The following is an 18,571-nucleotide window of genomic DNA, read 5'->3' on the forward strand; positions in this document are numbered from 1 at the left end:
TGGAAGACCGCGCTGGATCATGCATGCCGGCCTCGGCGCCTGAAGCGGTACCGCCAAGAGCGTGCACGGATAAATCGCGATGGCCGTGGCGGCTGTGCAAGCCGGCCACCGGGCATTGAATCAAACACGGTCGCCGATGCTGCGAACGGGTGCTACATTTTTTCATCACCTTGCCTGCCTCTCAGGAATGCGCCAGCAGCGGCGTCACGTGCGGCAGCAGATTCACACCCGCTGCCGGAGAAGGCTGGGTGGATAAAGTGGTGTCGAGGCGGAAAATGCTGACGATCTGGGCCAGTTCAGCTGCCTGATTCTGCAGGGCGTCGGCGGTTGCCGCTTCTTCTTCGACCAGTGCCGCATTGCGCTGCGTGACCTCGTCCATCTGTGCGATCGCCTTGTTGACCTGCTCGATTCCTGAGCTTTGCTCCTGGCTGGCGGCGGTGATCTCGGCCATGATGTCGGTGACGCGCTTGACGCTGCTGACGATGTCTTTCATGGTGGCGCCGGCTTCGTCGACCAGCCTCGCGCCGGTGTCGATCTTTTCCACCGAGTCTGCGATCAGGTCCTTGATTTCCTTGGCGGCAGATGCGGAACGTTGCGCCAGTTGCCGCACTTCGGAGGCTACCACCGCAAAACCCTTGCCTTGCTCGCCGGCACGGGCAGCTTCCACTGCGGCATTCAGTGCCAGGATGTTGGTCTGGAAGGCAATGCCGTCGATGACACTGATGATATCGACGATCTTTTTTGCCGAGTCGTTGATCGAACCCATGGTGCCGACAACCTGGGATACCACCGTGCCGCCCTTGACCGCCACCTCGGAGGCGGACACCGCCAGCACATTGGCTTGCCGCGCGTGTTCCGCGTTCTGCTTGACCGTGCCGGTAAGCTGCTCCATCGCCGACGCGGTCTCTTCCAGCGAACTGGCTTCTTCCTCGGTGCGCGCAGCCAGGTCCATGTTGGCGGAGGCAATCTGGGTGGAGGCGGCGGCGATGGTGTCGGTGCCGTTGCGCACCTTGCCGACAATGGTCAGCAGGCCGCTGTTCATGTCCTTGAGCGCGTGCAGCAACTGGCCGGTTTCATCGTTGGTCGAGACCTCGATCCTGCTGGTCAGGTCGCCGGAAGCGACCGTGCGGGCGATACGGACCGCCGTGCCGAGCGGCCGCGTAATGCTGCGTCCGATCACGACGCAGATCGCCAGCAGGATGCCTGCCAGCGCAAGCGTGCCCAGGGAAAAATTGATCAATCGGCTGATGAAGGTCGCCTGCACGTTGTCCAGATAAACGCCGGAACCGATTACCCAGCCCCAGGGTGCGAAGCCTTTCACGTACGAGACCTTCTGACCGAGTTCGGTACTGTCCGGTTTGTTCCAGGCGTAGAACACAAAGCCGTCGCCGTGCGCCTTGACGACGTTCACCATTTCGACGAACAGTTGCTTGCCGCTCGGATCCTTGTTGTCGTCGAGAGGCTTGCCGTCGAGTTCCGGCTTGAACGGATGCATGATCATGCGCGGCTGCATGTCATTGATCCAGAAGTACTCCTTGCCGCTGTAGTGCAGCGCCTTGACGGCATCCATCGCGCCACGCTTGGCGTCGTTCTCGCTCAGCTTGCCGCTGGCGCCCAGGCTCTGGTAGTACTCGACGATGCTGTAGGCGGTTTCCACCGTCTGTCGCACGCTGGCCTTGCGCTCGTTGAGGATCAGGGTGCGCTCCGACTGCAGGAAAATCGCCGTCAGGATGATCATGCCAAGCAGCGCGCACGCGGCGAGCAGCCATAGTTTCTTTGCAATGTTCAATTGCAGCATTCGTTCGAGTTTTGTCATTATTCTTTTCCCTGTGGGAGCTGTCGCTTTATTTCAAGCGAGGGCGGGGCAGCTCATTCGCGCGCAGAAGCCTGGAATGGCACGCAGATGATTGTCCGGTCAGGCATCGCCCGATCAGGCGGCGAGCCGCTCCGCCGGACCTGGCCGGAGGTCGGACATCAGTTTGTCGGCGTCCAGCAGAATCATTGAACGCTGCCCGATGCTGGCCGCGCCAACCCGGCAGGGTGATCCGGGTACCGCCGTGCCGGTGATTTGTGCTTCGGCAAGCGTGACAACATCGATCACGCAGTCGACTGCGAGACCGCACTGCTTGTCTCCATCGCAGAGGACGATGACATCGGTGAGGCGGCCCTTGTCTGCATTTCCATTCCTCATGACCGCGTGCATGTCGACAACCGGGATGCGCTGGCTGCGCAGGCTGAGTGTGCCTGCGATCGATTCGGGCGCACCGCTGAATTGCGCGACCTTGTCGAAACTGCACAATTCCTGCACGTTCTCAAGTCGAATGCCATATTCTCCGTCGCCGAGGCGGAATACCAGGTAGTCCTGCTTCTCGTTGATTCTGGCGAGTGGCGCTGCGGCGGGTGCGCCTGTTGCATAGGATTTTGCGTACATCGGTTTTCCTTTCAATCCGTAGTGGGATACAGGTACTTCTGTGTTTGCATCATGTCGTCTGTCAAGCGACGACCGCGAGCCTGGCGCGTCCTTCGCCGATCAATTTGCTCGCACTCTCCGCGGACATCGGTTTGCCAAGCAGATAGCCCTGGCCGACGATGCCCTTGTAGGCTTTCAGAAGTGCGAGCTGCGCTTGGCTTTCAATGCCTTCGGCAACCACGCGCAGGCCCAGCTTGTTTGCCATGGCGATGATCGCGCTGACGATGGTCGCGTCGTCCGAACCCGTGGCCAGGTCGCGAATGAAGGAACGATCGATCTTCAGGCTGTGGATCGGCAGTTTTTTCAGATAGGCGAGCGATGAATGGCCGGTGCCGAAATCGTCGATCGAGAACTGGACACCCAGCTCGGCGAGGTGATGCATGATGTCGATGCTGGCATCGAGGTTCTGCATCAGCACGCCCTCCGTGATCTCGAGTTCGAGACAGAAATGCGGCAGTCCGCTCGATTTCAATGCGGCGGTAATCTGGTTCGCAAGGTCGGCGGACTGGAACTGGCGGCCGGACAGGTTGACCGCCATCAGGCGGTGGCCCGGGAATTCGCGGCGCCATGCCTGCGCCTGCGCGCACGCGGTACGCAAGACCCATGCGCCGATCGGGACGATCAGGCCGGTCTCCTCGGCGATGTTGAGGAAGCTTTCCGCAGCGAGCAGACCGCGTTCCGGATGGCGCCAGCGGAGCAGGGCTTCAAAGCCGATTAGCTTGCCGCTGTCGCAATCGAACTGCGGCTGGTATTGCAGGTCCAGCTCATCGCGTTCCAGCGCCTTGTGCAGCGCGGTTTCCATCATCAGGCGCTGGCTGGCCTGGGTTCCCAGACCTTCGTCGTACAGTTCGTACCAGGAGCCGCCGGCACTCTTGGCGCGATACATCGCCATGTCCGCGTTCTTGAGCAGGAGCTCGACATTGTTGCCGTCATCCGGATAGACGCTGATGCCGATGCTGACGGAGACATACACCTCTTCGCCATTGAGATGGAAGGGCGGGCAGAAGGCGTCGAGAATTTTCTGCGCGACGTTCGCCGCGTGCTTGGGGTTGGCAATCTCGCTGAGCACGATGGTGAACTCGTCGCCGCCCATGCGCGCAACCGTGTCGGATTCGCGAATGCTGCCGCGCAGCCGGTGCGCCGCTTGCTGCAGCAACTGGTCGCCGGCGTCGTGCCCCATGCTGTCGTTGATCAGCTTGAAGCGATCGAGATCGAGGAACATCACGGCGAAGTGGTGTTCCTGATGCCGCCTGGCGATTCCCATGACCTGGTTCAGACGGTCGGTAAACAACACGCGGTTGGGCAGGTCGGTCAGCTGGTCATAGTAGACCTGGTGCAGGATGCGTTCTTCGGCCGACTTGCGCTCGGAGATATCGCTGAAGACGCCGACGAAGTTGGTGATGTTGCCATGCTCGTCGGTGACGCGGCTGATGTTGAGCCACTGCGGGTAGATGTCGCCGTTCTTGCGAATGTTCCAGATCTCGCCCTGCCATTTTCCGCTCTCGTCGATCGATTTCCACATCTCGTCGTAGAAGTCGCGCGTCTGGCGGCCGGAGCTGAGCAGGCGCGGATTGCGCCCGAGCACTTCGTCCAGGTCGTAGCCGGTGATGGCGGTAAATGCATTATTGACGGTCAGGATGTTCCCGCCCGCGTCGGTGATGGCGATGCCTTCCAGCGAATTCTCGAAGGCCTGATTGGCCAGCCGCATGGAGGTTTCATTCTGCTTGCGGCGCGAGATATCGCGCACGGTCAATTGCACGATGCTCTTGTCGGCGAGATGAGCAACGTCGATCGCCAGTTCGGCCGGGAATTCCCTGCCGTCGAGCGATTTGAACTGCCATTCGAAGCGCTGCGGGCCGTTCAGGAGGCTTTCGCTGATCCTCTCCATCAAGCCCTCGCTGGAGGCGCGGCCGTCGGGCTGCTGCGCCGGTTGCAGCCAGTCGAGCTTGACTTCTTCTGCCGATTGCGTCGGCGCCACGGCGAACAGGCGGAATGCCGCGCGACTCAGATCGAGGATGCGGCCGTCGTGCAGCAGGATGATGCCGTCATTGCTGCTTTCGAACAGGGTGCGGAATAGCGTGTGTTCCTTGTTGAGCTGCGCGGTTTTCCTGCGGCGATCCATCGACTCGCGATAGGTAATCCACGCCGTGAGGCAGAAGCAGACCGATGCCAGCATCCATATGGCGAGGAGGGTGTCGCGTGCCGTGTCGTTGGTGCCGCGTGCGCTGTCGTATTCGCGCTGCATCGCTTGCGACACGCGCTGCACGGACTGCTGGACGGTGCTCAGCATCTGATTGAACAGCGGCAGGGTATTGGTCGTGTGGAAGTAGTATGCATTGTTGGTGTCGGTTGCCAGTAGCGACAGCGCATGCTGCCGGCTGGCGGACAGCCGCGTGTAGAGATAGACGATCTGGTCCCACTGCTCGCCGCTTTCGCTGTTGTGCTGAAGCTGGCTCAGCATCTGCCTGAGCTCGGTATCGGCCTGCGTCAGCGTGCCCTTGTCGGCCACCGTGAGTTCGCGCTTCTTGAGCGCATCCAGGAACAGGGCCTGCGAACGCAGCGTCATTTTCTCGACGTCGGAGATTTGCTTGAGCGTTTCGCCGCCGGTTCGATAGAGCTGATCGATGCCTTTCGACGCTTCATGCAAGCCCCACCAGCCGATAGTGCCGAGGAAAAATCCGGATGCCGCACCGACCAGGAACATGATCAGCAACAGATTCGAGACAATCAGTTTTCGCATCAGGTTTTCCCTACTTATTGTTGTGGTGATATCCGTCCGCAATGCGGGCTGCTTCCCCTGTCGATCTGTTGTATTCATCTGGGGTGCTTTTCGGAGCGGACGCAAATTGTGATCGCTCGGAGAAGAACTCCTCGGGTGCTGCGTGAAAGCGTTGGCGGGAAGACGCCGGTCTTGCGTAGTGTCTTCCCGCCTGCGCAGGCAGGCTTACTTGCCTTGAGCGACGAGATAGTCGACCGCAGCCATCACGTCCGCGTCCGACAGGCCGCTGTTGCCGCCCTTGGCCGGCATCACGTTCTTGCCTTTCAGTGCGCTGGCATACAGTGCCTGGGCGCCGGTCTTGATGCGCGGTGCCCATGCGGCCTTGTCGCCAAGCTTCGGGGCGCCGGCGGCGCCGGTAGCGTGGCAAGCCGCGCAGGTCGAGTCATATACCGTCTTGCCGTCCGCTGCGAGGGTTTGACCTGCCATCACCAGCAAAGCGGCTGCAACGGCGGTACTGACAAAACTGAATTTCATATTTTCTCCTTGGGTTCAAAAACTCTTGCAATGTGTGAAACTCCAAAAGCTTCACCGTTGTAAGGGTGCAATTAATGTGCCAAGGAATCATCGCCATTTCGTGGCGTGCAAGAGCCTTGTGGATCAAGCCATTCCCGGAATTGACAAAACAGCGCAGGGCTATTGCCATCGTCAGGAAAAGGCGGGTGTATGCGACGGTCGAACCCGCGCCGATCGCCGGTAAGGGCAATCGGCGCAAGCGAAGGAGAAATGCAATCGATGTTGCGTCAGTGCGTAGCCGGGGCTGCGATGGCAGGCATTGCGCTGATCGGATGGAATGCCTTGTTGATGTAGGCAATGAGGGCCTGGATGTCCGCTTCGCTCAATACCGACTTCCAGGCCGGCATGGAAGTGTCGGGCAAGCCGTCCTTGATGGTCGCGGCAAGGCGCTCCGCGGTCATGGACGACATGACCGGCGATGAGGTCAGGTCGCGCGGATGCGGCTCAAGGAAGGTGCCGATCCAGTTGCGGGACGTGCCGTCGGCCGCATGGCAGAAGGCGCAGTTCTTCTGATACAGCGTTTCGCCATGGCGCTCCTGCGCGCTCATGTCGCTCAGTTTCGGTGCCTTGTCATGCAGGTGATAAGGCGTGGCACTGGTCACGCCGTCGACTTGCTTGGGCGGCCAGTCGCCTGGCTGAAAACCCATGCGTGGATAGGATAGCGCGCGTGAATCCCAGACCACGCCTTCGCTATTGACCTTGGCGCGATCATGGCAGCTGACGCACGCCGACATGAACAGGTGGCGGCCGTCGCGTTGTTCCGGCGTGAGTTGCTCGGCCGGTGTGTCGAGGGTGATCTTGCCGGTCGCAAAGGGATAGGCCGACGCGTAGCGCTCATGTTCCGGCCAGCCGTTTTCCATCGTGTGGTAGGCGGTATTGCGCGCCTTCGACACCATGAATTCATGGCGCACGAAATCGGCGACGGCCGCAATCTCGGCTGGCGTGAGAATGTCGGCGAAACTTTTCATCGCCGTTCCCTCGCGGCCCCTGGTAATCGTCTCCAGCATTCTTTCGCGGGGGAGCTGATCAGGCGACAGGGAGGTGAAATCGCGCGGACGCGGATTGAGATAGGTGCTGGCCAGCGTCTGCGCATTGCCTGAATAGCCGTGGCAGAAGTAGCAGCGGAAATTGTAGATCTTGCGGCCGAGTTCGATATCGCCCGCGGCCTGTGCCGTCGTCTCGACGCGCGGCGCGGCCGCTTTCGGCGGTACCGCCGTATCGGAGCAGGCTGCAAGGGACAGCAGCAGTGCGAGCAGGGCAATCAGTTTCATCTTGAGCAAAGCCTTGATCCGCGCCATGCGCGAAATAGTTCAGTGAACCGAGCAATACGCCGGGTCGATCCTTGCGCGGCGCCCGGCATCTCCTTCAAAATTTTCACGGGTTCGATGCGGGCACACGCTTGCCTGCGCGCTCATTTTCCGGTGTTGGCATTCTTGGCGACCGCTGCCGGCTGACGGATGAAGCGCTGGAACACGAACTCGCTGACGTCCGCGACTTCCTGCGGGCTCAGCACCTTGCCCCAGGCCGGCATTTCCGTGCCGAGCTTGCCTTCCGTCGTTGCCTTGAACAATGCCGTGCGGTTCAGCTCCGCCTGCGACGCCGGATGCAGGAAATTGCGCGGCTTCGGATTGATGAAGTAAGCGCGCGGGCCGCGTCCGTCGCCGGTCGTGCCGTGGCAGGTGGCGCAATTGCTCATGTAGAAGGCTGCTCCCTTGACGGCGTCGCCTTTCAGACCGTTCGGCATCGGCACCGACATGTCGGCCACCAGAGTTTTCGTCGAGGAGGGCATACCCGTGCCCGGCATGCCCTGGGGCCGACCGTGGCGCGCTCCGGAAGAGGTGCCGGAGATGCCCGCGGTGTCGTTGGTGCCCATGAAGCCTGTGCGGATGTAGCTGACGACGGCGTTGATGTCTTCCTTGCTGAGCTGCGTCTTGAATCCCGCCATCGCGGTTTCGGGGCGGCCATAGGTAATCGACATGATCATGCGCTCGGGCGTGAGTTCCGCCCTCGCCGCCGGCGCGGTGAAGTCGCGCGGAGGCGGGTTCAGGCTGCCTTGTGCGCGGCTGCGTCCGTCGCCACGGTCGCCGTGGCAGACCGCGCAGTTCCTGCTGTAGACGATACGGCCGCGATTGCTGTCGGCGGTCGCGTTGGCCGGCATGAAGGTGTTGCGGACGTAGTCGACCACCGCTTCGATTTCCTTCTGGCTTAACTGGGTTTTCCAGCCGGTCATCGCTGTGCCGGAGCGGCCATTGGTCACCGATTCGATCATGCGTGCGCGGGTGAGCAGCGTCGCTGCCTCGGAGGTCGTGAAGTTGCGCGGCGGCGGCACCAGGCTGCCTTGCGCGCGGCTGTGGCCATCACCCTTGTCGCCGTGGCACACGGAACAGTAGTTGTGATAAATCGCCGCCGGACGGATTTCTCCGCTCGCGGCCGTCGTATGCGCTCCGGCCGAGGCCGGCAAGGGGCTTGCGCCCAGCCATGCCAATAACAGGAAAGCGAGATGACGGCTGCTGCGGTTGAAGAGTGCGCTTGAGGCGGCTGGCATTCTGATTTTGATCATGTCTCGGTGATGGATGCGATTAACAACGGCATGCCGCGCGAAGCGACGTTCTTGAATTCATGGAGCGGAGGTTAGCAAGAATGATGCCTGAAGGAATGTTTTTTCGGTGTGAGGTTTGGGTCGAAACCGTCTGCGCTGAGAAAGGGTTTGAAAGGAACGCTATACAAATTGGTACGGTGCTTGCTTGAAGCGTGCTCCCTGGCAAGTAATTCCTGTTTGGTCAATTTTCATTGCAATACAAAGGCGTGACGAATATGAAAAAGCGTGCATCTCTCAGAGCGTTGCTCGGTCTGGTCGAATTGGCAAGCGTACTGCTGGTGGCGGGTTGTGCCGCGCCGCCGGGGCCGCCGCGCATGGTGGAAAAGCCGGTGTTTCCGGCGCCGCCGGATCAGCCGCGCTTCTATTACGAGCGCAGCATCTATACCAGCGCGGACGTGGTGAAGCAGGACCAGAATGCGGAACTGCGGCGCATGCTGACCGGCGAGTCCCGCGTCGGTGAAGGCATGGCCAAGCCCTACGGCGTTGCTGTATACCAGGGGCGCGTGTTCGTCAGCGATACGGCGGTGCAGGCCGTGATGGTGTTCGACATCCCGGGCCAGAAGTTTTTCAAGATCGGCGAGGAGGAGCCGGGGCGCCTGATGATGCCGATCGGCCTGGATGTGGACGGCAAGGGCAATCTCTATGTGGTGGATGCCACGGCCAAGCAGGTGGTGGTGTATGACAAGGACGGCAAATTCCTGCGCACCGTCGGCAATGCCAAGTTCTTTTCGCGACCATCCGGCATTGCGGTCGATTCCGAAGGTGCTCGCGTGTATGTCGTCGATACCGGTTCCGTGACGAATGAAGAGCATCGCGTACGCGTCTTCGATGCGCAAGACGGCAAACATCTGCTCGATATCGGCAAGCGCGGCAACGCCAAAGGGGAATTCAATCTGCCGCGCGACGTCGTGATCGGGCAGGACGGTCTGATCTATGTCGTCGACGGCGGCAATTTCCGTGTCCAGGCATTCCGCACCGACGGCACCTTCGTACGGGCCTTTGGTGAGGTCGGCCGCCGTAGCGGCCAGTTCTCCCGCCCGAAGGAGGCCGCAGTGGATCCTGAGGGGAATATCTACGTCGTCGATACCGCCTTCGGCAATTTCCAGATCTTCAATCCCGAGGGACAGTTGCTGCTGCCCGTCGGAAGCCGCAGCGAAAAAGATGGCATGGCGAAGTACATGCTGCCGGCCGGCATCGCGATCGACGGCGACGGGCGCGTGTATGTGGCCGACCAGTTCTTCCGCAAGGTCGATGTCTATCGTCCGGCCACGCTGGCTGAAGGCGCCGGATTCGCGGTCAGGCCGGAACCGAAAGGGAAGCAGTGAGCTTGTTCCATTAATCAAGAAGCGCTTCCTGCATTCAGGAAATGGGCTGACGTAGAACGATTTTTTGAGCCCTCGATTTGATCGGGCCCGGACTATCGCGAGATACCGATCTCCTGACGAAGATTCGAATGGACGTTTCGGCGGAGATTGCGGGAAATGGAGCCGAGAACTACGGCTATCGCGGCGCAAAGTCGATAGCCAGAACTTCTGATTTGGGTCAATTGTGTATCTGGCTTGAAACTTGCTCATCTTGATCCCAAGCAACTGATTCGTTGTAGGGGAACAGGGAGCATGTCGAAAGGCATGTAGTCAATAAAAAATGCAGGAATCGAAAATCATGAAAATGAATTTGGTTAAGGATGTCATGGCGCGAGTGGCCGGTACAGTGGCCGTCGTGCTGTTGGGGGCGGGAGTGTTCGCCTCGCCGGATGTATCGGCGGGTATCGCGAACACCAAGCACAACCTGGGGAGCAGCACGGGCCCTGCGGAACGGGTCAATTCGTTCAGCGGCACCGGCGAAATCTGCGTGTTCTGTCACACGCCTCACGGATCGGACACCTCGGCCTCGGTCCCTTTGTGGAACCGTGTGTTGTCGTCGCCGACGATCTATACCACGTACAACAGCCTTGGCACTTCCAGTCTGGACGGCTCGACCGCGCCAGTCGGTTCGGTGTCGCTGGCCTGTCTGTCGTGCCACGACGGCACGCAGGCGATGAACGTGATGATCAATCAGCCGGGCTCGGGTGGCTATAACGCGGCGGGCGGTACGCTGGCCGGTACCTGGACGGGCGACCATCAGACCGACGGCAAGATCGCCGACGGCCTGATCACCTTGATCGGCAAGGATCTGCGCAACGACCACCCGATCGGCATCCAGTACGCGGGCGGTCCGAAGGCGGGCACTGTTCCGGCGGCGCCGGCTGCCTATTCCAGCACGGCCTTCCGCGACGGCGACTTCAAGGATACGAAGTCGGCGGTGTTGAACGGTCAGTCGGTGTGGTGGGTGGATACCTCGGTCGGTACGGCAGGTTCGCGCGAAAAGACTGACATGCAGCTCTACACGCGTGCCGACGTGACATCGGTGAACAAGGATGGCGACGGCAATTCCATGACGCTGTCGGGCGCACAGCCTTACGTTGAATGCGCAAGCTGCCACGATCCGCATACCGAAAACACCACCTTCCTTCGCATTCCCAATACGGGCAGTGCAGTGTGCCTGGCTTGCCATACCAAGTAATTCACTGATTGCTTGACCAACAGGGGCGGGCAGGGTGACTTGTCTGCCCCTTATTTGTGGTGCCTCATGAATGACAATGCGCACGCCTCGCATCTCCGCGCGGCGACGAGGGAGCGTTGTCATTCCTGAGACAGGATTCCAACAGGCCTGGCCTGCGAACGAGAGGTTTGACGAGATGAAAACAATGCAAAGACATTCATGCGGCGCAGCGCTTCTGTCGCTGGCCTTGCTGGGAACCGCGGTATCCGCGTTCAGCGCCAATGCCGGCGCCGGCGCCACTGCACAGCCGGGGGTGTTCGCGAAGGTAGGCGACACGGTTATTACCCAGGACGATTACAGCGCCGCCTTTGCGGTCGCTTCGCGCGGCAAGTTCTATCACGGCAAGCCGCCGGAAAACGAAATCGCCGCTCTGCAGCGTGAAGTCGGCGAGCAACTGGTTGCTCGCGTGCTGCTGCTGCGCGAAGCACGGCAGCGCGGCATCAAGCCCGACGCCGGCGAAATCCAGAATACGCTCGCCGGTTACGAGCAGCGCTATGCAAACAGCGAACAGTGGAAAAAGAACCGCGGCAAGATGATTCCGCAAGTGACCGTGCGACTCGAAGAGGAAAGCCTGCTGGGGCAACTCGAAAAGAGCGTGCGCAACGTGCCCAAGCCCGCGATCAAGGACGTCAAGGCGTACTACGAAGCCAATCCGCAGAAATTCACCGAACCCGAACAGATGCGCGTCTCGGTGATCCTGTTGAAGGTCGATCCTTCGTCGCCGTCCGCCGCCTGGATCAAGGCCGAGGAAGAGTCGCGTGATCTGGTCAAGAAGTTGCGTGCCGGCGCGGACTTCGCCGCCATCGCGAAAGCGCGTTCCGGCGACGGTTCGGCGCAACAGGGCGGCGACATGGGCTATCTGCATGGCGGCATGCTGCCGGATGGTACCGAAGCCGTTCTCAAGGCGCTCAAGAACGGTGAAATTTCCAATCCGGTCCAGGTGCTGGAAGGCATGGCGATCCTCAAGCTGACCGATCGCAAGCCGGCCCGGCTCAACAGTTTTGAAGCGGTCCAGAATCGCGCGCAGGACCTGCTGCAGCGCGATCGCTCGGACCAGGCATGGAGCAAGCTCATTGCCGACCTGAAGAAAAAGACGCCGGCGCAGATCGACCAGTCGCGCTACCTGCCGCTGGCCGAGCAAGCAGGCGGGCGTCCGGCGACGAAATGACAAATGGTCGTCGCGATTGTCCATTTGTGCAGTGAACGAGGTGTGACGTGGCTGCAGCACCGGGAAAGCGTGTCTCGATTTCGCCAATCTTGTGCATGGCGTTATCGGCGTTGCTTTGGCCGCGCAGCGCATTTCCCGCATTGCCTCCCGCGAGTTCCGGACAATCGTCGGAAAGCACCGAATCAAACGCTGCGCCAGGCAAGCCGGTGCAGCTCAGTCCCGCCGCTGCCGCCGACGCCAGCGCGGCGGAACAGGCGCCGGGATGGGTTATCCCCCGTGTGCGCCTGGGCGGCACCATCTCCTATGACACGCGCACGGATTTCGGCGAGGGGCGAAAGATGCAACAGCGCGGCCTGAATGCCACCCTGCGCGCGGCGACCGAGACCTATATCTGGCAACCCTGGCTTGCGCAGGTGGGCGGCAATGTGAATTTCTCCACGGCGCACAACAGCAACGTCAAGAACCAGGGAGATTTCAGCAGCTCCAGTAATTCGAAAAACGGCGTCATCACCGGCTCCGCGCAACTCCGCGTATTGCCGCAAAGCCGTTTCCCGTTCGAGGCGCACATCGAGCGCACCGACAACCGGATGGCAAGCGACTCGATACCCACGGTCGGCTTCGCGAGCCAGCGCATCGGGTTTACCCAGCAGTACCTGCGCACTGACGGCGACGCCTACTTCGGCTGGGACCACAGCACCCAGGACAGCGACACCAGCGGCAAGGACCGTCAGGACAATCTGCAATTGACGCTTTCGCACAACATGGAAACGCAGCGCTTCCAGTTCAGCGCCACCCGTGCGCGCAACGAGCATGCAATGACCGGCGAATCGACGACGCAGAATAACTTGTCGCTGCAGCACAGCTATACCGCGATCGAGGACGTGTCATTGGAAACGATGGCCAACGTCAGCAGCTCCGGCTACCACCTGGTGCAAACGGAAAACGACACCAGACTGATGCAGGTCAGCAGCATGGCGTTCTGGCGGCCGGAAGAAATGCCGCTGACGCTTACCGGCGGCGTACGCATGCTGGCACTGGCCGCCGATACCGGCACCTTCACCACCGCCGGCACCACCGTCAGCGCAGCGGCGAAACTGCGCAATGCCAATGTCAACGTCGGCATGAGCTATGACTTCGGCAAGTTCACGCATTTGAATGCATCGGCCAACGCCAACCACATCGACAGCAACGGCATCACTGCCGGCACTGCGAACGAATCGGTCGGACTGAGCTATCAACCACAAGCGATTCGCCTTTCCTCCTTCCAGTACAACTGGTCGACCACCGCGACGGCCGCCAACCAGACTGGCGGCAACAACACGGGCCGGCAGTTGACGCTGCAACTGTCGCACAACCTGAACCGCAGCTTTCAACTCGATGGCGGTTCCACCATCACGGTCGAGCTTAGCCAGGCACTCTCCGCACTGGCCAGCAGCGGCCGCCAGAGCACCACATTTGCGCCCGGCTCGGCGGCGACCAAGCAGATGACGCATGGTGCGGCGATGTCATGGAGTATGAGCGGAGATGCGGGCATGGCGCAGATGCGCCTGAGCGCCAGCGATTCGCGCAGCCTCGACGGCAACCAGGATTATTTTCAGATGATCAATTTCCAGGCGTCGAGCAACCTGTCGACGAGCTCCAACACTTCCTGGAATGGCAGCCTCACGGTGCAAGCCGTGCGCCAAGGCAGCAACCAGCCTTTCCTGGTGGCGCCGATCGGCACACAGCCCTCGGGGATTTATCAGGGCACGACCTACGATGGCCAGTTCAAGACCACCTCCAGCGGCGCCCTGACATACCAGAACCAGCGCCTGTTCGGCGTACGCCGCCTGCGTTTCGTGTCCGACCTGCGCCTCAACAGCGAAGCCCTGCTGCCCATGCTCGGCGGACCGACGGACCAGGAGATGGCCGCATGGGAAAACCGGGTGGACTACTGGATCGGCCGCACCATGCTGCGGGTGAACACGCTGGTGGCGCGCACCAAGGTGCCGTTCGTGAAGAAGACGACCGACGGTGTGCAGGAGATAGCCAGCAATACGCGCCTGAACAAGTCGATCATGTTCTCGGTGGCGCGCGGATTCGGAGATTTTTAGCTGGTGAATGGATTTGGTTTTTTATCGTTGTAATTGCATGAAAGGTGGTTGAGATGGTACGGCTAATGCATTACTGCAGGACTTTCAGGACGGTCTTGCTGCTGTTGTTGGTCCTGGCAGCCGGGCTGGCCGATATGCGCGATGCCCGCGCGGAGTATGGCGACGTCGTTATCAATAATTATTCGGACGGCGCGGGAATGCGGCCGGCGATTTTCCCGCACTGGTTTCACCGCATCCGGTTCCGCTGCAAGGTGTGCCATGCCGACCTCGGCTTCAAATTCAAGGCCGGCGGCAACGAGATCAACATGGTGAAGATCATCGACGGCCAGTATTGCGGCGCCTGCCACAACGGCAACATCGCCTGGTCGGTCGAAAACTGCAACCTCTGCCATTCCGGCAAACCGGGTACGCCGACGCAAGTGCACGAAAGCACCATCACTTCGCTGGTGGTGCCGGCCAATAGCGCGGCCAGCGCGGCGCCTGCGCAATCAATCCCACAGCCGAAGAAATAAGGAGCAATCATGAACAGTTCTCTCATGCTCCGTGCAAGCGTTTTTGCCCTGGCAATCGGCGTGACATCGCTGCACGCGGGCGCCACCGACCTGCCCAACGGAAAAGCCGTTTTCGACAGCACCTGCGCCGCCTGTCACAACACCGGCGCGGCGGGCGCTCCCAAGCTCGGCGATGCCGCCGCGTGGGCACCCCGCATCAAGTCCGGACCGCAGGCACTTTATGCCAGCGCACTGAAAGGCAAGGGCGTGATGCCGCCCAAGGGTGGCAACAACAGCCTGTCGGATGCCCAGGTGCAGGCAGCGGTGAATTACATGATCGGCCAGGTGGACGCCAAGGCCGGCGCAAAAGCGGTCGCCGCGAAACCGGCGGAAGCGCCAAAGCCTGCTGCTGCGCCAGCACCGACACCGATACCGGCGGTCGCTGCGACGGCACCCGCACCGGCAGCAGCGCCGGCGCCCACGATGGTTCCGGTCGCGGCAGGGCCGATCGTCAACGTCAACAACTTCAATCGCCTGATGAAACCGCCGGCGCAGCGCAACCTGCCGCCGCCGCAGGACGGCATTCACGATCCGGCCAACGATGGTACGCATTCTCTGCTGCCTCCGCTTACCGCCTTCGCCACCTTCGAAAAGGGCGTGAGCGGCAACCGGGTCGATTGGGTGAAGACGCTGGCCGACGGCAAGATCGCGCCGCGTTTCGATCGCAACGATCCCAATGCCAAGCCGATGGTGATGGACCTGAACATCGTGCGTGAAGTGAAGGGCTCGATGCCGGACGTGGTGTATCCGCACAAGCAGCATACCGAGTGGCTGGATTGCTCCAACTGCCATCCCGCGATCTTCGTGCCGCAAAAGGGCGCGAACCAGATCAGCATGGCCGCCATCCTGCTCGGACAGAAATGCGGCGTGTGCCATGGCAAGGTGGCGTTCCCGGTATCGGAATGCCGGCGCTGCCACTCCAAGAGCAAGCCGATGGCCGTGAAGGCCGAAGCCAAGCCATGACCCTGGCCGGCAACAAGTCGAAGCTGTCGTGGGCCGCCATGATGCTGGCCAGCGTGGCGGCCGCATCCGGACCGCAGTCGGCGCAGGCTGCGCCGGCCGCATTGCCGGCGCTTGAAGCATCGGGCGGCGCCCTGCCGGCCACGCTGGAAAGCAAGACGCGCCTGATCAAGCTGCTGCTCACCCAGTCGCCCGCGGTGCGACGCATTCCGCAAAGCGACAATGCGCAGGCCAGGAAGAAGCTGGCCGAGGCAGAGGCGCTCGTCGCGCGGGCTGACGACGAGGCGGCTGCCGGCCGCACCGACGCAGCGGTCAAGCTGCTCGATGAAGCCTTGCGCGACATCGTTGCGGCGACGCGCCTGGTGCCCGATGCCGAACAGCAGGCTGCGCAAGAGCGCGCCCGCTACACGGCGCTGCGCGAAACGACGCGCACCTTCCTGCAGCTGCACAAGAACCTGTCGGCCCGCATGGCGGCAAAAAAAGTGCAGGCGTCGGCAAGCGCACTGGACGTCGGCAAGGTCAACGGTCTGCTGGAGAAGGCGGAATCGCTGGCCGCGGGCGGCAGGCACAAGGAGGCAAACGCCTTGCTCAACGACGCCTACAAGGCGGCGGTGTCGGCACTCAATGGCTTGCTGATGTCGGAAACGATTGTGTACGACCAGAAGTTCGACTCTCCGGCGGAGGAATTCCAGCATGAACTCGCACGCAACCGGAGTTATGAAGAACTGATTCCGATCGCGCTGGCGCAACTGAATACGCCGCGCGAAACCGCGCTGTTGAGCGAGCGTTACACGCAACAAAGCAAGGGCTTGCGCGAAACCGCGCAAAAACTGGCGGCCGGCGGGGATTACCCGGCCGCATTGAAATCAATCCAGGACGCGACGGTGCAATTGCAGCGTTCGCTGCGCATCGTCGGCGTCATTGTGCCGCAAGCATCTGAAAGGTAATGAGATCATGAAACGATATTTGAAGGGTAGCGCCGTGCTGCTCGCCGGAACCCTCGGCCTGCAACTGGCATCTTCCTGCATCGCAGCCGATGCACCGGCAGCGCAGGCAGTCAATGCCGCCGGCGCACCGCGCGGTCCGCGTGCGCCGGAAAGCAGGGAACAACTGGAGCGCCGGCTCGGATCGGTGGAAACCCTGATCGAGAAATCCTCGGCCGCCAAGCAGATCGAAGCGAGCGGCAATGCACAGGCACAAGACCAGCGCAGCAAGGCTCGCGATCTGCGCAAGCAGGCCGAGGATGCCTACAACGCGGGCAATTATCCGAACGCGACGCGCTTGCTGGATGAGGCGGCCAAGATGATGTTCGAAGGCGTGCGCCTGGCTGCGCCGGAGCAGGTCACCACCGATAAGAAGCAGAGAGACTTCGACAGCCGCCTGGAAAGCGTGAAAGCCCTGCTGACCGCACAGAAGCGCATCAGCGCCGAGAAGCGCCTGGGCGCGAAGGGAGCCGAGACCACCGCGAAGATCGAGGCGCAAATCCATGACGCGCAAGCGCTGGCGACGGCGGGCAAGCTGGATGAAGCCCGTTCGGTGCTCGACAATGTGTATGTGACAACCAAGACCGCGATCGAAGGCATGCGCGGCGGCGACACCCTGGTACGCTCCTTGCATTTCGCCAACAAGGAAGAGGAATACCACTACGAAGTGGATCGCAACGATACGCACAAGATGCTGGTCAAGGTGCTGCTGGAGGAAAAACGCGCCGGCAACCCGGGCCTGGAAAGCATGGTGCAGAAGTATCTGGAACAGTCCGCCGCATTGCGTGCCAATGCGGAGGGCCTCGCGGCGAAGAAGGATTATGAGGGAGCGATCAAGGTATTGGAGGACGCCACCAGGGAACTGGTGCGCGCGATCCGCAGCGCCGGAGTGTACATCCCGGGATAGGTTCAGGATGGTCATGCCGACACTGCGAACGCATCGGACGATGTGGCTCCGGCTGCTGCTTGCCGTGGTGTTCGCATGTGCGGGTTCGATGGTCCTTGGCCAGCATCTGCCGCTGGCCAAGGATGGCGTGCATGATCCCGCCGGCCCCGGCATCAAGCTGCTGCAGCAACCGAATGACATCCTGCCGAAGCTGCCGCAGGATGTGGTCGGCAACAACGTGCGCTGGGTCAAGGCGCTGGAAGAGGGCGCCATCGCACCGCGCACCAATATCCTGCCCGAGACCCAGATCCGCGTGCTGGACCTGAATGTGCTGCTGCCGCGCACCGCCGAAATGCCGATGGTGCTTTTCCCGCACAAGCAGCATACCGAATGGCTCGACTGCAGCAACTGCCATGAAGCGATCTTTCCCTACAAGGCCGGTGCCACCAAAGGGCTGAACATGTTCGCCGTCCTGCAGGGTGAATTCTGCGGGCGCTGCCACGGCGCCGTGGCCTTCCCGCTGACCGAATGCAAGCGCTGCCACAGCGTGTACCGCAAATGAATGGCGCACATCGTTCCCGTCATGCGCTGCTGCGCCTGTTGTGCGGCATCCTGGCCTTGTGGCTGGCGGCCTTGTGCATGCCGGCGCAGGCGGAGTACGCGGACGTCGTGCTGAATCGACGCGCGGAAAAGGAAGGCGTGCGTCCGGTGGTGTTTCCGCACTGGTTCCACCGCATGCGTTTTCGCTGCAAGGTGTGTCATTCCGAACTCGGCTTCAAGATGCGTGCCGGTAGCAACGATGTGACCATGGTCGACATCATCGACGGCAAGTTCTGCGGCATGTGCCACAACGACCGCATTGCCTGGGGGCCGGCCAATTGCGATTTGTGCCACTCCGGGCTGCCCGGGCTCAAGCCCGGCATTTACGGCGGTGCTTCCACTGCGGGACCGGGGCGATGGTAAATCAC

General features: G+C 61.4%; 16 protein-coding genes. 10 read left to right on the plus strand and 6 right to left on the minus strand.

The features are described 5' to 3' along the window. Window positions 1-181: 181 nt before the first annotated feature. From VJ651_RS10665 to VJ651_RS10690, 6 genes are all read right to left on the minus strand, one after another. The gene (locus VJ651_RS10665; protein WP_324107439.1) at window positions 182-1,816 is read right to left on the minus strand and encodes a methyl-accepting chemotaxis protein; all 1,635 of its coding nucleotides are present in this window, start codon (window positions 1,814-1,816) and stop codon (window positions 182-184) included. A gap of 114 nt (window positions 1,817-1,930) precedes the next feature. Next, window positions 1,931-2,431, minus strand: coding sequence for a chemotaxis protein CheW (locus VJ651_RS10670; RefSeq protein ID WP_324107440.1), 501 nt, complete (start codon window positions 2,429-2,431; stop codon window positions 1,931-1,933). A 61-nt stretch (window positions 2,432-2,492) separates the two neighbouring features. Beyond that, a complete protein-coding gene (locus VJ651_RS10675; protein ID WP_324107441.1) occupies window positions 2,493-5,210 on the minus strand; it encodes a putative bifunctional diguanylate cyclase/phosphodiesterase in 2,718 nt (905 codons plus the stop codon). Between the two features lie 204 nt (window positions 5,211-5,414). Continuing rightward, window positions 5,415-5,723: a c-type cytochrome gene (locus tag VJ651_RS10680; protein WP_414691334.1), complete on the minus strand. Its 309-nt coding sequence runs from the start codon at window positions 5,721-5,723 to the stop codon at window positions 5,415-5,417. Between the two features lie 266 nt (window positions 5,724-5,989). Next, the gene (locus VJ651_RS10685) at window positions 5,990-7,033 is read right to left on the minus strand and encodes a cytochrome c (protein ID WP_324107442.1); all 1,044 of its coding nucleotides are present in this window, start codon (window positions 7,031-7,033) and stop codon (window positions 5,990-5,992) included. Between the two features lie 140 nt (window positions 7,034-7,173). Continuing rightward, on the minus strand, window positions 7,174-8,322 hold the full coding sequence (locus VJ651_RS10690) for a c-type cytochrome (protein WP_324107443.1): 1,149 nt from the start codon (window positions 8,320-8,322) through the stop codon (window positions 7,174-7,176). Between the two features lie 254 nt (window positions 8,323-8,576). Between VJ651_RS10690 and VJ651_RS10695 the strand changes: the two genes are divergently transcribed. The 10 genes from VJ651_RS10695 to VJ651_RS10740 all read left to right on the plus strand — a co-directional run bounded on the left by VJ651_RS10695 (window position 8,577) and on the right by VJ651_RS10740 (window position 18,566). After that, entirely contained in the window at window positions 8,577-9,686 is a 1,110-nt protein-coding gene (locus VJ651_RS10695; RefSeq protein WP_324107444.1) for a 6-bladed beta-propeller, read from the plus strand. A gap of 337 nt (window positions 9,687-10,023) precedes the next feature. Continuing rightward, a complete protein-coding gene (locus tag VJ651_RS10700; RefSeq protein ID WP_324107445.1) occupies window positions 10,024-10,923 on the plus strand; it encodes a cytochrome c3 family protein in 900 nt (299 codons plus the stop codon). Window positions 10,924-11,107: 184 nt separating this feature from the next. Next, the gene (locus VJ651_RS10705) at window positions 11,108-12,130 is read left to right on the plus strand and encodes a peptidylprolyl isomerase (protein WP_324107446.1); all 1,023 of its coding nucleotides are present in this window, start codon (window positions 11,108-11,110) and stop codon (window positions 12,128-12,130) included. Between the two features lie 206 nt (window positions 12,131-12,336). Then, window positions 12,337-14,223 carry a hypothetical protein gene (locus tag VJ651_RS10710; RefSeq protein WP_324107447.1) on the plus strand — a complete coding sequence of 629 codons (1,887 nt, stop codon included), beginning with the start codon at window positions 12,337-12,339 and terminating at the stop codon, window positions 14,221-14,223. 95 nt (window positions 14,224-14,318) lie between these two features. Further along, a complete protein-coding gene (locus VJ651_RS10715; RefSeq protein ID WP_324107448.1) occupies window positions 14,319-14,735 on the plus strand; it encodes a c(7)-type cytochrome triheme domain-containing protein in 417 nt (138 codons plus the stop codon). 9 nt (window positions 14,736-14,744) lie between these two features. Continuing rightward, window positions 14,745-15,737: a c(7)-type cytochrome triheme domain-containing protein gene (locus VJ651_RS10720; RefSeq protein ID WP_324107449.1), complete on the plus strand. Its 993-nt coding sequence runs from the start codon at window positions 14,745-14,747 to the stop codon at window positions 15,735-15,737. Next, on the plus strand, window positions 15,734-16,681 hold the full coding sequence (locus tag VJ651_RS10725) for a hypothetical protein (protein WP_324107450.1): 948 nt from the start codon (window positions 15,734-15,736) through the stop codon (window positions 16,679-16,681). The genes VJ651_RS10720 and VJ651_RS10725 overlap by 4 nt, the downstream gene beginning before the upstream one ends. A 7-nt stretch (window positions 16,682-16,688) precedes the next feature. Then, entirely contained in the window at window positions 16,689-17,624 is a 936-nt protein-coding gene (locus VJ651_RS10730) for a hypothetical protein (RefSeq protein ID WP_324107451.1), read from the plus strand. A gap of 13 nt (window positions 17,625-17,637) precedes the next feature. Further along, window positions 17,638-18,165: a c(7)-type cytochrome triheme domain-containing protein gene (locus VJ651_RS10735; protein WP_324107452.1), complete on the plus strand. Its 528-nt coding sequence runs from the start codon at window positions 17,638-17,640 to the stop codon at window positions 18,163-18,165. Continuing rightward, window positions 18,162-18,566: a c(7)-type cytochrome triheme domain-containing protein gene (locus tag VJ651_RS10740; RefSeq protein ID WP_324107453.1), complete on the plus strand. Its 405-nt coding sequence runs from the start codon at window positions 18,162-18,164 to the stop codon at window positions 18,564-18,566. Before VJ651_RS10735 ends, VJ651_RS10740 begins: the two co-directional genes overlap by 4 nt. Window positions 18,567-18,571: the final 5 nt, after the last annotated feature.

The organism is Noviherbaspirillum sp. (assembly GCF_035254865.1).
In the GTDB taxonomy this organism is placed as follows: domain Bacteria; phylum Pseudomonadota; class Gammaproteobacteria; order Burkholderiales; family Burkholderiaceae_D; genus Noviherbaspirillum.